Origin of the sequence: Nesterenkonia sp. AY15, from assembly GCF_022565855.1 — a bacterium.
Taxonomy (GTDB): Bacteria; Actinomycetota; Actinomycetes; order Actinomycetales; family Micrococcaceae; genus Nesterenkonia.
In genome coordinates, this window is sequence record NZ_JAJOYV010000004.1 from 50,044 (window position 1) to 64,523 (window position 14,480).

Here is a 14,480-nt window from a genome sequence, read left to right on the forward strand (position 1 = left end):
AGACTGAGATCACTATGGCACCAGCAGACTCCACACCTCCCAAGGCTTCCTCCAAGGCAGAGGCAAAGGCCGCGCTCAAGAACCTCAAGGCCGAGCAGAAGGCTGAACAGCGGGACCGCAAGGCCCGCAAGAAGGCCAATAAGCAGGAAGGCTTCTTCGCGCGGATCAAGCAGGTCTTCACCATGACCCGCTCCTATGACCCGAACATCGGGTGGTGGATGGCATTGGCCTTCTTCGCCACCCTCGGCGTGTTCTTCCTCCTCTTCACCCTGCTGATGAACTGGGTCACCGGTCTGCTGATCGGTCTGCCCTTCGGCCTGCTGGCCGCGATGATCGTGATGAACCGACGAGCCGAGAAGGCAGCCTTCTCCCGCATCGAGGGCCGTCCGGGTGCCGCCGCCGCCGCGCTGAGCACGCTCAAGCGCGGCTGGATCGTCACCGAGGAGCCGGTCGCGATGGACCCGAAGACGCAGGACGCGATCTTCCGGGTGCTCGGCAAGCCAGGCCTGGTGCTCGTCACCGAGGGACCCGCCGGCCGGGTGAACAAGCTGGTCGAGAAGACCCGCAAGCGGTTCAGCCCGATCCTTCGGGACACCGGCGTGCCGATCCACATCATCCAGTCCGGACGCGGGGACCAGCAGGTCCCGCTGCAGAAGCTGGCCAAGACGATCAAGAAGCTCGACAAGAAGCTCACCAAGCACGAGGTCAACGCGGTGGACCGCCGGCTCACCGCACTGCCGATCTCCCGGCCGCCGATCCCCAAGGGCGTCGACCCCTACCGCACCCGCCCCGACCGCAAGGCGCTGCGCGGCTAGCTCCGGCGACGGCTGATACACCCTCCCAGAACCCCGATCATCCCCGTGATGATTGGGGTTCTGTCATCCCCGGTGCTAGGCTGTTGTGCTGTCTGGCAGGCTTCGCACCTCTGAAGAAGATCCCTGCACACAGGCTCCCCGCAGAACTCTGATGGGGTCCGCGTGTGCCGGTGCGATGTCGCAGTGCAGTGAGCCTTCGGCGGCTCACACTCTCCGAACCACGGATCGCGGAGGCCAGGTACCTGATCGTTTGTCGCGGTCAGGAATAAACATCATTCGCCGACAAGACAGGAAGGCAGTCAATGCCCACATCACCATTGCGCAGTCGTCGTACTGTGAAAGCATCGCGTGCCCTCGGCATCGCGCTGACCCCCAAGGCCCAGAAGTACCTGGATCGCCGCCCCTACGGCCCCGGCCAGCACGGCCGGACCCGGCGTCGCACCGATTCCGACTACGCGGTGCGTCTGAAGGAGAAGCAGCGTCTCCGCGCCCAGTACGGCATCCGCGAAGCTCAGATGCTGCGCTACTACGAAGAGGCCAAGCGCATGCACGAGGGCCTGACCGGTGAGAACCTGGTCGAGCTGCTCGAGTCCCGGCTTGACGCCCTGGTTCTGCGTTCGGGCTTCGCCCGCACCATCGCCCAGGCTCGCCAGTTCGTGGTGCACCGCCACATCATGGTCAACGGCAAGCGCGTGGACCGCCCGTCCTTCCGCGTGAAGCCCGGCCAGATGATCCACGTGCACGAGCGCTCCGAGGTCTTCGAGCCCTTCCAGGTGGCCGCCGCAGGCACCCACCAGGATGCGCTGCCCACAGTTCCCGGCTACCTCACCGTCGAGATCGAGAAGCTTCAGGCGACTCTGTCCCGCAAGCCCAAGCGCGAAGAGGTTCCGGTCACCTGCGAAGAGCAGCTCGTGGTCGAGTTCTACGCACGCTGATCTGAAGACGATCACTCAGAACACCGTTCTGAAACCCACAGAGCCCGTTGCCCTCCCCCACCGGAGGCCGCAGCGGGCTCTGTGTTTCCACTAAGCTGGTCCCGGCGCAGATCCGGCGAAGTCACAGACATGAGACTTCGACGGCCGACTCGCAGCGACCATCAGCAGGAGGACCCGAGAAACTCATGAAGACCGAGGACATCGCCCGGACGTGGTACGACTACTTCGCCGCCAAGGGGCATGAGCGCGTCCCCTCAGCATCACTGATCTCCCCGGATCCCTCGGTGCTGTTCACCATCGCCGGGATGGTGCCTTTCATCCCGTACTTCATGGGCACCGAGAAGCCCCCTTACGCACGTGCCGTCTCCGTGCAGAAGTGCATCCGCACCGCCGACATCGAAGAGGTCGGCAAGACCGCCCGCCATGGCACCTTCTTCCAGATGTGCGGCAACTTCTCCTTCGGCGACTACTTCAAAGAGACCGCCATCCCGATGGCCTGGGAGCTGCTGACCCACCCCCGGGAGGTCGACCCGGTGACGGGCGTGCGCGGCTACGGGCTCGATCCCGAGCGGCTCTGGGTCACCGTCTACCAGGACGACGACGAGGCCTACGCCATCTGGCGCGACCAGGTCGGAGTCCCCGAGGCCCGGATCCAGCGCTTCGGCCCCGAGGACAACTACTGGAACACCGGCCAGCCCGGCCCCGGCGGCCCCTGTTCTGAGATCTACTACGACCGCGGCCCCGCCTACGGCGTCGAGGGCGGCCCAGCGGCCGATGAGACCCGCTACGTGGAGATCTGGAACCTGGTCTTCATGCAGTACCGGCTCTCCGCCGTGCACTCGAAGACCGAGTTCGAGGTGGCCGGCCCGCTGCAGAACAAGAGCATCGATACCGGCCTGGGCCTCGAGCGCCTCGCGATGGTGCTCCAGGGCGTGGAGAACATGTACGAGACCGACCAGGTCCGCCCGGTGCTCGACCGCGCCGCGGAGCTCGCCGACATCGAGTACACCTCCACCGAGGATCCCGCCGACCCGCACCACGCCAACGATGTGCGGCTGCGAATGATCGCCGACCATGTGCGCAGCTCGCTCATGCTCATCTCCGACGGGGTCCGCCCCTCCAATGAAGGCGGCGGCTTCGTGCTGCGCCGCCTGATCCGCCGGGTGATCCTCGCGATGCGGCTCATGGGAGTGGAGCAGCCGGTCTTCGGTGAACTGGTCGGCGTCTCCAAGGACGCGATGAAGGGCGTCTACCCCGAGGTCGAGACCGGCTTCGAGAAGATCCACCAGACCGCGGTCAAGGAGGAGCAGGCCTTCCTGCGCACCATCTCCGCCGGCACCGCCAAGCTGCACTCCGCCGTGAGCACCGCGCAGACCGCCGGCGCAGCCGTCACCGGCGCCGACGCCTTCGCGCTGCACGACACCTACGGCTTCCCCATCGACCTGACCCTGGAGATGGCCGCCGAGGCCGGGGTCGGGGTCGACGAGACCCGCTTCCGCGAACTCATGACCGAGCAGCGCGAGCGCGCCCGGGCCGACGCCAAGGGCAAGAAGTCCGGGCACGCCGACACCCAGGTCTACCAGGAGCTGCGCGCCGACTCCCCCACCCACTTCACCGGATACACAGAACACACCACGGAGTCCCGGATCCGCGGACTGCTGGTGGGCGGTGAGGCGCGGAAGAGCGCCTCCGCGGGAGAGGACATCGAGCTGGTCCTCGACGCCACCCCCTTCTACGCCGAGGCCGGCGGTCAGGCCCCCGACACGGGGCGGATCACCGGTGACGGCTTCGAGCTCGAGGTCATCGACGTGCAGTCCCCGATCAGAGGCCTCTCGGTGCACCGCGCCAGGGTCCTCTCCGGGGAGGTGCCCGCCGGCGCCGAGGCGCTGGGCGCCATCGATGTGCGCCGCCGGCTGGACGCGGAGAAGGCACACACCGGCACCCACCTGATCCACGCCGCGCTGCACGACGTGCTGGGGCCCGAGGCAGTGCAGGCCGGCTCCTTCAACAAGGAAGGCTACCTGCGCTTCGACTTCACCTCCGAGGCCGCGATGAGCGGCGCCGCCCGACAGGAGCTCGAGGCCGCCGCCAACCTCGCCATCCGGGACAACTACGAGGTCCTGACCCGCGTCACCTCCCTGGAGGAGGCGCAGGCCCTGGGCGCGATGATGCTCTTCGGCGAGAAGTACGGCAATGAGGTCCGCATGGTCGAGATCAATGGGGCGTGGTCCCGTGAGCTCTGCGGCGGCACCCACGTCGACGCCACCGCCGAGATCGGCACCCTCGCATTGATGTCCGAGGCCTCCGTGGGCGCGGGCAACCGACGCGTCGAGGCGCTGGTCGGGCTCGACGCGTTCCACCACTTCGCCGCCGAGCGGACCCTGGTCAACCAGCTCACCGAGATGCTCAAGGTCCCGGCGGACCAGGTTCCCGACCGCATCGCCGCGACCCTGGCCAAGCTCAAGGACGTGGAGCGCGAGCTGGAGAAGCTGCGCAGCGCGCAGCTGCGGGCCAAGGCCGGCGAGCTGCTGTCCCAGGCCGTGGACGCCGGTGGTGTCGATGTGCTCGCGCACAACGCCGGCGCCGTGGCCGGCGCCGATGATCTGCGTGCCCTCGCGCTGGACCTGCGCGGACGCTTCGGCTCCCGCGCGGCCGCCGTTGCGGTGGCCGGTGAGGCCAAGGGCCGACCGGTGATCGTGGTGGCGACCACCGAGGCCGCCCGCGAACAGGGAGTCTCTGCCGGTGACCTGGTCAAGCGCGCCTGCGCGGTGCTCGGCGGCGGAGGCGGCGGCAAGGCCGACCTCGCCCAGGGCGGCGGCCAGGATGCCTCCAAGATCCCCACAGCACTGCAGGAAGTCACCTCGACGGTGGGCCAGCGTGACTGAGCAGCCAGAACGAGATTCTTCGGCCAGCGCCCCCCGCCCGACAGCAAGGGCCGGGGTGCGGCTGGGCATCGACGTCGGCGACGCCCGCGTCGGGCTGGCCTCCTCAGATCCCGACGCGCTGATCGCCACCCCGGTGATGACGCTGCGCCGTGACCCCAACCGGGCCTCGGATCTGACCATGCTGATCACCATCATCAAGGACCGACAGGCCCGTGCCGTCTACGTCGGGCTGCCGCTCTCGCTCTCCGGCGGCGAGACCCTCTCCACGCAGAAGGCACGCGACTACGCCGGTCAGCTCGCCGGGATGATCCAGGCCGCCGAGCTGCCGACCGAGGTCTATCTCATCGATGAGCGGCTCTCCACGGTCTCCGCCGCGACCAAGATGCGCGCCTCCGGTGTGGCCTCGAAGGATCAGCGGACTCGTATCGACCAGGCCGCGGCCGTGGAGATCCTCACCCACGCCCTGGACCTGCGTCAGTCCTGGGGACGGGAACCCGGAACACCGGTCTCCGCACCCTGACAGCGCCCTGCCAGCCGGCGACGCTCTCCACAGCCTGTGCCACCCCGGACCGAATCGCGGGGCTCCTCCACAACTGGGCATAGACCGGTGCGCCCGGCCGTGCCTTCGGGGAGGCTGTGAGCATGCGCACCGACACAGTCCAGAGTCTTCCCCAGGGCCTCTACCGCCCCGGATCAGGGTTCTCGGCCGCCGAACTCCACGCCATGGTCCTTGAAGGCGCCGTGCGTCCCCTGCTGGGCGACCTCTACGCCTGCACCGCACTGCCGGACGCTCCGAGGCTGAGAGCCCTGGCCTGCCGGGCGCTGCTCAGCGGTTCACTGCGCGCCCACGCGGTGCTCTGCGGGGAATCCGCCGCATGGGTGCATTTGGGCGCCGGGACGGCACCCTCACGGATCACCGTGATCACCGCCGGGGTGTATCGGCGCCGCACGGCGGGTCCGATCCCCTGGCAGGTCCACCAGGTGCCGCTCTCGCCCGATGACCAGCTCGAGCTGCAGGGGGTGCCGGTCACCACGCCGCTGCGCACCGCGGCCGACATCTTTCTGGGCATCGGCACCGTGCAGAGCCGCCGAGCCCTGGATGCGCCGCGCGCAGCGTCCAGACCTGCCGCGGCTTCCAACCCAGGCCCAGCTCCCACCAACGGCGCAGGCAGCAATGACGGGTGCGCGCAGCGGTGGGCGGCGATCCGGCGGCTCTGCGTCGCGAACCCGAAGCAGATTCAGCCGGCCGCTCTTCTCCAGCAGATCCAGGCTCAGCTCGGTGGGCACCATGACGGAAGAGATGATGGCTCACGCAGACGCCGGGACCGGATCGAAGGGCTGCTCGCCGCCCGGGTGTTCAGCGGGTGAACGACTCTCGACGAATGCCCGCCAGCCCCAGGGTCAGTGTTCCCGGCGCTTTCCCACGGTGCGGTAGACGTCATAGACGCCGTCGATGCGGCGCACGGAGTTCAACACGTGGTTCAGGTAGCGGGGGTCCCCCATCTCGAAGGAGAAACGGGAGATCGCCACCCTGTCCCGCGAGGTCTGCACGCTGGCGGAGAGGATGTTGACCTGGGACTCGGCCAGGATCCGGGTCACGTCCGAGAGCAGCGACTTGCGGTCCAGCGCCTCGACCTGGATCTCGACGAGGAACACCGAGGACTTCGTCGGCGCCCACTCGACCTCCACCAGACGTCCGGGCTGCTCGCGCAGCTGCTGGACGTTGCGGCAGTCTCCGCGGTGCACCGAGACCCCCTGGCCTCGAGTGACGAATCCTTCGATCTCATCCGGCGGCACCGGGGTGCAGCAGCGGGCCAGCTTGACCAGCACGTTCCCGGCACCCTTGACGATGACTCCCGCGTCGGAGTACTGGTTGGTCGGAGTGCCGGGGGAGGTGATCGGGGTGGTGTCGTGCTCCTCGGACTCCTCCTCCTCGGGTTCGAAGAGCGCCGTGAGGTGTTCGATGACGTTCTGGGTGGAGACGTGCTCCTCCCCCACCCCGGCGTAGAGCCCGGCGACCTCGGTGTAGTGCAGCTGCCTGGCGACGGTGTCGAGGACCTCGGGGTTCATCACCTTCTGCAGCGGAAGCTGGGACTTCCGGATGGCCTTGGTCAGGCTCTCCTTGCCCCGCTCGATCGACTCCTCGCGGCGCTCCTTGGAGAACCAGTGTCGGATCTTGTTCCGCGCCCGTGGGCTCTTGACGAACATCAGCCAGTCGTTGCTGGGACCCGCAGTCTCGGACTTGGAGGTGAAGATCTCCACCCAGTCTCCGTGCTGCAGCTCGGAGTTCAGCGGCACCAGCTTGCCGTTGACCCTCGCCCCGATCGTCTTGTGTCCGACGTCGGTATGGATCGCGTAGGCGAAGTCCACCGGGGTGGAGCCCGCCGGCAGGGCCATGACTTCACCCTTGGGGGTGTAGACGAAGACTTCCTTGGCGTTGATCTCGAAGCGCAGCGAATCGAGGAACTCGTCGGGATCCTTCGTCTCGGACTGCCAGTCCACCAGCGATCTCAGCCAGCCGATGTCCTCGGTGGCTTGGGACTGCTGGGTCGCGGTCCCGGCGAGGGATCCACCAGCGGGCTGGTTGACCGCCGAATGCGGCGCCGTGGCGGAGAAGTCCTGCTTGTACTTCCAGTGTGCGGCCACGCCGTACTCGGCGCGGCGATGCATCTCGTGGGTGCGGATCTGGATCTCCACCGGCTTGCCCGACGGGCCGAGCACAGTGGTATGCAGCGACTGGTACATGTTGTACTTCGGCATCGCGATGTAGTCCTTGAACCGCCCCGGAAGCGGGTTCCAGCGGGCGTGCAGAGCACCGAGGACCGCATAGCAGTCCCGGATGGTGTCCACGAGCACCCGCACACCCATCAGGTCATGGATGTCGTCGAACTCTTTGCCGCGCACGATCATCTTCTGATAGATCGAATAGTAGTGCTTGGGACGGCCCGTGATGGTCGCGGAGATGGACGCCTCGTTGAGGTCGTCGGCGATCGTCTCGCGGACCTCGGAGAGGAACTTCTCACGCTGCGGGGTGCGATCCCCGACCAGTCGGACGATCTCCTCATAGACCTTGGGGTACAGGGCGGCGAAGGAGAGGTCTTCGAGCTCCCATTTGATGGTGTTCATCCCGAGCCGGTGGGCCAGCGGGGAGAAGATCTCCAGGGTCTCCTTCGCCTTGCGGGCGCTGGACTCCGCGGCCACGTAGCGCCAGGTCCGCGCGTTGTGCAGCCGGTCGGCGAGCTTGATCATCAGCACCCGGATGTCCTTGGCCATGGCCAGGACCATCTTGCGCACCGTCTCGGCCTGCGCGGCGTCGCCGAACTTGAGCTTGTCCAGCTTGGTGACGCCGTCGACGAGCAGCGCGATCTCTTCGCCGAACTCCTTGGTCAGCTGCTCCAGCGAGTACTCGGTGTCTTCGACCGTGTCATGCAGCAGCGCCGCGGCCAGGGTGGAGCCGGTGAGGCCGAGCTCGGCGAGGATGGTGGCCACGGCCACCGGGTGGGTGATGTAGGGGTCACCGCTCTTGCGCTTCTGATCCCGGTGGTGGTGATTGGCCACCTCGAAGGCGCGCTGCACCAGCGGGAAGTCCTGCTGCGAATCGTTGGCCCGCATGGCGCGCAGGAGCGGCTCGAGCAGCGGCGAGGAAGAGGCCTCATCACTGACCACTCCGACGGCGCGCGCTCGTCGGACCACGGGCGGTGAGGCCGCGCTCGCTGCGGCGAGCCGCGTGGTGCCCTCTGCTGCCGGGCGTTCCTCGTTCACCAGTGCGGACCTGCTTTCCCTAGGGCTGAGCCGGGATGCTGAAGACGGCGTGTCGGCAATTGTAGCCCCATTCTGGGCACTGTTGAGACTCAGTGCTCGTGCGGGGCCTGTATGAGGACCTGGTAGCCGTCTTCCTCCTCCAGCTCATCCTCCGGCTCGGGCTCTGGGAGAGGCGGGAACTTCACCGGACGGCCGTCCTCGTCCAGCGCGGTGCCGGAGTAGGTGACCGCGTGCACGCCGCGGAGCGCGCGGAGCCTCAGCACCTCTTCGGTGTGGGCCTTGATGTCGCCGTCGTTGCGGCGCATCCGGGCGTAGAGCGGGGCCTGGATGAAGATCGTGGCCAGGGTGCCCACGATGATGCCGACGAAGAGCGAAAGCGAGATGTCGCGCAGCGTGCCGGCCCCGAGCAGCATCGAGCCGATGAACAGGATCGAGCCGACCGGCAGGATGCCCACCACGGAGGTGTTCAGCGAACGGACCAGGGTCTGGTTCACCGCCAGGTTGACCCGTTCGGTGAACGTCTGGTCCTTCTGGTCCTTCAGCGGCTCCAGGTTCTCGCGGATCTTGTCGAAGACCACCATGGTGTCGTAGAGCGCATAGGAGAGGATCGTGAGGAATCCGATGATCGCACTGGGCGTCACCTCGAATCCGGTGAGCGAGTAGATGCCCACCGTGGTGATCACCACGAAGCCCAGCCCGAGCATCGCGGCCAGGGACATGGTCCAGGTGCGGAAGTAGAACGCCATGTAGAGCGCGACGAGCACCACGAAGATCACCAGGCCCAGCAGCATCTGTTGGGAGATCTGCTCGCCCCAGACCGGGCCGATGAAGGTGGAGCTGACCTGTTCGGCGGAGACGCCGTAGCCCTGCTGGAGCGCCTCGGCGACCTCCAGGGTCTCGGTGTCGCTGAGCTCGGCGGTCTGCACCCGCACGGTGTTCGGCGCGACGTTGGTGACCACGGCCTCCTGGCCGGAGATGTCTGCCACCGCGTCCTCACCGACGGCGATCTCGGTGTTGTCGGTCTGCGAGACCGTGAACTCCGAACCGCCGGTGAACTCGATCCCGAGGTTGAACCCGCCGCGGAAGAACGGCACGGCGATCGAGGCGAGCACCAGGATCCCGGCGACCAGGAACCAGAGGTTTGATCGCTGGATGAACGGGTAGGACCGTTCACCGGTGTAGAGCTGGTTGCCGGTCTTGGCGAATCCTGCAGCCATCAGCGGTCCTCCTCGGTCTCACTAGATGTCACAGTCTCACGCGGGGTCAGGCGCTCATCCGGCGTGTCTGAGTCGTTCGGTGTCGTCTCGGAGCTGCGCTGTCGGGCTGCGGCGGCGCGTGCGCGGCGTCGCTCGGCGATGGTCATCTGGCCCCATTCGTGATCTGAGATCTCTGGCAGCTCCCGGATCCGGGCCTCCCGCACGTCGTCGGGGCTCTCTGCCGATCTGGGCAGCGGACTGCTCCGGAGCCCTCCACCGCCGGGGTCTGCGGTGGAGTCGCGCGGGGTCATCGGTCCCGCCGGTCCTGCCGATACCACGCTGCTGCGGGCGAAGCGGCCACGGCCGCGGTAGAGCACGTCCACCCCGAGCTCCTTCTCCGAGAGCCCGGAGAACCGCTTGCCCGCGGCGAAGAACTTCCGTCGGGCGAGCAGCTGCATCAGCGGGTGGGTGAAGAGGAACACCAGGATGATGTCGATGATCGCGGTCAGACCGAGGGTGAAGGCGAAGCCGCGCACGTTGCCCACGGCCACCAGGTAGAGCACCACGGAGGCGATGATGTTCACGGCCTTGGACGCGAGGATGGTGCGTCGGGCGCGGGCCCAGCCGGCCTCCACGGCGCCGGGCAGAGATCTCCCCTCGCGCAGCTCGTCCTTGACGCGTTCGAAGTACACGATGAAGGAGTCCGCGGTCAGACCGATCGAGACGATCAGGCCTGCGATGCCGGCGAGGGAGAGCCGGTATCCGTCGGTCCAGCCCAGCAGGGCGATGGCCCACCAGGTCATCACGCCGGCGACCACCAGCGAGGCGATCGTGACCAGGCCCAGTGCACGGTATTGGAACAACGCGTAGCCGGCGACCAGGACCAGGCCGATGATGCCGGCCATCAGGCCGAGCCGCAGCTGCTCCTCGCCGAGCGTGGCGGAGATCTGCTGTTCAGACTCGATCTCGAAGCTGATCGGCAGCGAGCCGTAGCGCAGCTGTTCGGAGAGCCCGCGCGCCTCTTCCTCGGTGAAGTCACCGGTGATCTGCGGGCGGCCGTCGACGATCGCTGCCTGCGTGGTGGGGGCAGAGATGACCTGCCCGTCGAGCATGATGGCGAACTGGTTGCGCGGAGCCTCGAGGTTGACCAGGCGGGTGGTGGTGTCGCGGAAGGACTCCGTGCCCTCGGAGTCGAAGTTGATGGTCACGGCCCAGCGCCCGGTGGACCCGCCACCGGGTGACTGCTCCATCCCGAAGCTGGAGTCGGCGATGTTGGTCCCGGGGACCTCCACCGGCCCCAGCAGGTATTTCACGCCAGAATTGGGATCGCAGGCGCTGAGCGGCTCGTCGTCGGCTGCGGCGGCGCGCTCTTCGAGGCTGATCTCGGTGCTGCAGGTGAAGTTCGCGAAATCGGCCGCGACCTCGGGGGTGATCCAGTTCGGGTCCGAGCCGTTCTCCGGCTCCGCCGTGGGCTCCTCGAAGTCCTCGGGCTGAGCGGCCGGTGCATCGTCGCCCTCTTCCTCGGTGGCCGCGAGCTCCTCCTCGAGCGCCTCGGCCTCCTCCTCGGTGAGGTCCTCGTCGTCGAGCAGCGTCTGCTGCAGGAAGTCGAGATCCTGCTCCACCTGGATCACGGGACGGAACTCCATGTTCGCCGAGGCCTGGATCAGATCTCGGGTCTCCTCGTCGGGCACGCCGGGCATGCCCACGACGACGTTCTCCGCGCCCTGCGTGGCGATCTCGGATTCGGTGACGCCGGAGCCGTCGACACGCTGACGGATGATCTCCACCGCTTGGTCCAGCTGCTCGCCGTCGATCTGCGCATCCCCCTCGACCTGTGGTGAGAGGACCATCTGGGTGCCGCCTTCGAGGTCCAGGGCGAGCAGCGGCGCCCACTGGGCGCGGTCATCCTGTACGGCGAAGGCAAGAAGCCCGCCCATGCCGAGCAGGAGCACGAGCAGAGCGATCAGGGCGCCGCGAGCTTTCGCGACGGGGGTGCGTGGAGCCATAGGAGGAGGATCAGTCCTCTGTGGTGGCGGCGGGTTCAACCACCTGCTGGATGGCGCCGATCAGGAAGTCCACGCGGTCACCGGAGCTGAACTCCAGGGTGAGTCGCTGGGCCTCCTCATCGCGGGACACCACGGTGCCGACCATTCCGCCGGCGGTGACCACCTGGGCACCGACCACGGCGCCGCCGCGGGCCTTGGTCTGCTCGTCGCGCATCTTCTTCCCACGACGGAAGGTGAGGAACATGAAGATCGCCAGGATGGCGATCATGATCAGCAGGAACGGGTCCAGCGCGGGACCGCCGCCGCCGCCTTCAGCGGCTGACAGCTGGGCGTAGTAGAGCGAAGCATTCACGGATCGGGCCAATCTCTCGTCGCGGGATGTTCTCGGCCAGCTGGCGGATCTTCAACCCGTGGGAGCTGGCCGGGCATTCAACCCGACAGACTATCAGGGTGACGCTCCGGCGGAGTCAGTCCCAGATGCCGCCAGGCCTGGTCAGTGGCGACGCGCCCGCGCGGCGTGCGGGCGAGCAGGCCCTCGCGCACCAGGTATGGCTCTGCCACCGTCTCCACGGTCTCTGTCTCCTCCCCCACGAGGACCGCGAGCGTGGAGAGTCCCACCGGCCCGCCGTTGAACTTCAGGCACAGCGCCTCGAGCACCGACCGGTCCAGCCGGTCCAGGCCGCGCTCGTCGACCTCGTACATCTCCAGCGCCTCGGCGGCGGTCGCCCGATCCACCTGGGGCACGCGGTGGACCAGCGCCCAGTCCCGCACCCGGCGGAGCAGCCGGTTGGCGATGCGCGGGGTCCCGCGGGAGCGCGCGGCGATCTCGGCGAATCCCTGACCGGCGACGTTCATGTCCAGCATCGAGGAGGAGCGGCGCAGCACCAGTTCGAGCTCGTCGGTGCTGTAGAACTCGAGCTGCCCGGTGAAGCCGAACCGGTCGCGCAGCGGCCCGGGAAGCAGGCCCGCGCGGGTGGTGGCCCCCACCAGGGTGAAGGGCGGCAGCTCCAGCGGGATCGATGTCGCGCCGGCGCCCTTGCCGACGATCACATCGACCCGGAAGTCTTCCATGGCCATGTAGAGCAGCTCCTCTGCCGGCCGGGACATGCGGTGGATCTCGTCGAGGAAGAGCACCTCACCCTCGGTCAGCGAGGACAGGATCGCGGCGAGGTCCCCGGCGTGCTGGATGGCCGGTCCGGAGCTGATCCGCAGCGGGGCGTTCATCTCCGCGGCGATGATCATCGCCAGGGTGGTCTTGCCCAGACCGGGAGGCCCGGAGAGCAGCACATGGTCTGAGGCGGTGCCGCGGATCCGGGAGGACTCCAGCACCAGGGAGAGCTGACGGCGCACCGTCTGCTGCCCGACGAAGTCGCTCAGCGCCTTCGGGCGCAGCGCCGCCTCCATGGCGCGCTCCTCGGTCATCGAGTTGCCGCCCACCAGTTCGCGGGGAGCCTCTGCGCTCACCGGGCACCTCCGAGGCTGCGCAGCGCCTGCCGGAGCACGGTGGAGACATCGGCCTCGACGAGCTCCGGCTGAGCGGCCAGCAGCTTCTCCACGCCGGTGCGGGCGTCCTTCTCGGTCCAGCCCAGCGAGACCAGCGCCTCACGGACCTGTACGGCCACCTCAGGCTCAGCGGGTGCGGCGGCCGCCGGTGAGGCGGGCTCGTCGATCACCAGCTTGCCGGCGAGCTCGAGCAGGATCCGCTGCGCGGTCTTCTTCCCGATGCCGGGGACCCTGGTGAATGCGGCGGTGTCGGACTCGGCGATCGCCTGGTGGACCTCGTGCGGAGTGTGCACGGCCAGCACTGCAAGCGCCATCCTGGGTCCGATCCCGGAGATCGAGACCAGAGTGGTGAAGATGATCCGCTCGGAGAGCTCGGAGAAGCCGAAGAGCAGCGGCGCATCGTCCTGACGCGGCACGAAGCTGGTGTGCAGACGGGCCTCGGTTCCGCGGTGCAGCTCTCCCAGGGTCCTTGGGGTGGCCGAGACGTGCAGGCCGAAGCCGGAGACCTCGACCACTGCGTGGTCGGTGCCGACGTGGAGCACGTCGCCACGGATGGAAGAGATCATTTTTCACCTCACCGTCGCCGCTGGCGACTGGTCACGGACCAGGGGTGCCCCCGGCGCCATTAGAACATGTATTCGAACACTCTAGCGCGCCCGCTTGGCGGCTTCCATCCAGGCGCGCTGGGCGGGAGTCAGCGCGGCGCCGGACCTGGCTCCGCTCTTCGGCCCAGGAGACTTCGAACCGGCAGGCTTCGAACTTGCTGCCTGCTGGGCACGCTGCAGCGCGGTGGTGGCGCCCTGGTGGGTCTGCGTGGAGCCCGACATGTTGAACCGCGCTCCGATCCCGGAGCGCCAGCCGTGGCAGATGGCCACCGCGTAGGCGTCGGTGGCGTCCACCGGGGTGGGCAGGCCGGGGAGCTTCAGGATCCGCTGCACCATCCGGGCCACTGCCTGCTTATCGGCGTTGCCGTCGTCGGTGACGGCGGCCTTGACCTCCGAGGGGGTGTGCCAGGCCACGGGTATCCCCCGCGCGGCGGCGGCGGCGATGATCACGCCGGAGGCCTGGGCGGTGGCCACCACGGTGGGCGCATTGTTCTGCGCGAAGACCCGCTCGATGGCCAGGACGTCCGGGGCGTACCGGTCCAGCAGCGCCTCTGCGGAGCGCTGGATCGCCAGGATCCGCTCGGCGAGGTCCTGCGCGGCCTTGGTGCCGGTGACCTCCACGTGGAGGGACTCGCCGGTGCGGTTGAGGTTCATCTCCACCACGGCGAAGCCGCAGCGGGTCAGTCCAGGGTCCACCCCGAGGATCCGCTGCGCGGTCCGTGAGGTTCCGGCGGTGCCCGAGACGACGCCCGCCGGGCTCATCGCGGCCCCCG

General features: G+C 68.0%; 12 protein-coding genes. 5 read left to right on the plus strand and 7 right to left on the minus strand.

Annotated features, from left to right (window positions below; translation table 11 throughout):
• Positions 1 to 14: 14 nt before the first annotated feature.
• From LSI54_RS07455 to LSI54_RS07475, 5 genes are all read left to right on the plus strand, one after another.
• On the plus strand, positions 15 to 815 hold the full coding sequence (locus tag LSI54_RS07455; protein ID WP_241464804.1) for a DUF4191 domain-containing protein: 801 nt from the start codon (positions 15 to 17) through the stop codon (positions 813 to 815).
• Positions 816 to 1,117: 302 nt separating this feature from the next.
• Positions 1,118 to 1,750 carry a 30S ribosomal protein S4 gene (gene rpsD / locus LSI54_RS07460; protein WP_133726351.1) on the plus strand — a complete coding sequence of 211 codons (633 nt, stop codon included), beginning with the start codon at positions 1,118 to 1,120 and terminating at the stop codon, positions 1,748 to 1,750.
• 185 nt (positions 1,751 to 1,935) lie between these two features.
• Entirely contained in the window at positions 1,936 to 4,635 is a 2,700-nt protein-coding gene (gene alaS / locus LSI54_RS07465) for an alanine--tRNA ligase (RefSeq protein ID WP_241478062.1), read from the plus strand.
• A complete protein-coding gene (gene ruvX / locus LSI54_RS07470; protein ID WP_241464806.1) occupies positions 4,628 to 5,155 on the plus strand; it encodes a Holliday junction resolvase RuvX in 528 nt (175 codons plus the stop codon). Before alaS ends, ruvX begins: the two co-directional genes overlap by 8 nt.
• Before the next feature lie 122 nt (positions 5,156 to 5,277).
• The gene (locus LSI54_RS07475) at positions 5,278 to 6,003 is read left to right on the plus strand and encodes a hypothetical protein (protein WP_241478063.1); all 726 of its coding nucleotides are present in this window, start codon (positions 5,278 to 5,280) and stop codon (positions 6,001 to 6,003) included.
• Positions 6,004 to 6,036: 33 nt separating this feature from the next.
• Here LSI54_RS07475 and LSI54_RS07480 read toward each other — a convergent pair whose 3' ends face one another.
• From LSI54_RS07480 to ruvC, 7 genes are all read right to left on the minus strand, one after another.
• On the minus strand, positions 6,037 to 8,328 hold the full coding sequence (locus LSI54_RS07480; RefSeq protein WP_241465095.1) for a RelA/SpoT family protein: 2,292 nt from the start codon (positions 8,326 to 8,328) through the stop codon (positions 6,037 to 6,039).
• A gap of 158 nt (positions 8,329 to 8,486) precedes the next feature.
• Entirely contained in the window at positions 8,487 to 9,614 is a 1,128-nt protein-coding gene (gene secF / locus LSI54_RS07485) for a protein translocase subunit SecF (protein ID WP_241478064.1), read from the minus strand.
• Positions 9,614 to 11,599 carry a protein translocase subunit SecD gene (secD, locus tag LSI54_RS07490; protein ID WP_241478065.1) on the minus strand — a complete coding sequence of 662 codons (1,986 nt, stop codon included), beginning with the start codon at positions 11,597 to 11,599 and terminating at the stop codon, positions 9,614 to 9,616. Before secD ends, secF begins: the two co-directional genes overlap by 1 nt.
• 10 nt (positions 11,600 to 11,609) lie before the next feature.
• Entirely contained in the window at positions 11,610 to 11,951 is a 342-nt protein-coding gene (yajC, locus tag LSI54_RS07495; protein WP_241464827.1) for a preprotein translocase subunit YajC, read from the minus strand.
• Between the two features lie 77 nt (positions 11,952 to 12,028).
• Positions 12,029 to 13,021: a Holliday junction branch migration DNA helicase RuvB gene (gene ruvB, locus LSI54_RS07500; RefSeq protein WP_241478152.1), complete on the minus strand. Its 993-nt coding sequence runs from the start codon at positions 13,019 to 13,021 to the stop codon at positions 12,029 to 12,031.
• Positions 13,022 to 13,059: 38 nt separating this feature from the next.
• Positions 13,060 to 13,668 (minus strand): Holliday junction branch migration protein RuvA, encoded by a 609-nt coding sequence (gene ruvA, locus LSI54_RS07505; protein ID WP_241471045.1) that lies wholly within the window; start codon positions 13,666 to 13,668, stop codon positions 13,060 to 13,062.
• Positions 13,669 to 13,749: 81 nt separating this feature from the next.
• On the minus strand, positions 13,750 to 14,469 hold the full coding sequence (gene ruvC / locus LSI54_RS07510; protein WP_241471044.1) for a crossover junction endodeoxyribonuclease RuvC: 720 nt from the start codon (positions 14,467 to 14,469) through the stop codon (positions 13,750 to 13,752).
• Positions 14,470 to 14,480: the final 11 nt, after the last annotated feature.

Coding starts and splice junctions, on each gene's coding strand:
- LSI54_RS07455 (WP_241464804.1), top strand. CDS start 15: ATGGCACCAGCAGACTCCACACCTCCCAAGGCTTCCTCCAAGGCAGAG.
- rpsD (WP_133726351.1), top strand. CDS start 1,118: ATGCCCACATCACCATTGCGCAGTCGTCGTACTGTGAAAGCATCGCGT.
- alaS (WP_241478062.1), top strand. CDS start 1,936: ATGAAGACCGAGGACATCGCCCGGACGTGGTACGACTACTTCGCCGCC.
- LSI54_RS07475 (WP_241478063.1), top strand. CDS start 5,278: ATGCGCACCGACACAGTCCAGAGTCTTCCCCAGGGCCTCTACCGCCCC.
- secF (WP_241478064.1), bottom strand. CDS start 9,614: ATGGCTGCAGGATTCGCCAAGACCGGCAACCAGCTCTACACCGGTGAA.
- secD (WP_241478065.1), bottom strand. CDS start 11,599: ATGGCTCCACGCACCCCCGTCGCGAAAGCTCGCGGCGCCCTGATCGCT.
- ruvB (WP_241478152.1), bottom strand. CDS start 13,021: ATGACCGAGGAGCGCGCCATGGAGGCGGCGCTGCGCCCGAAGGCGCTG.
- ruvA (WP_241471045.1), bottom strand. CDS start 13,668: ATGATCTCTTCCATCCGTGGCGACGTGCTCCACGTCGGCACCGACCAC.
- ruvC (WP_241471044.1), bottom strand. CDS start 14,469: ATGAGCCCGGCGGGCGTCGTCTCGGGCACCGCCGGAACCTCACGGACC.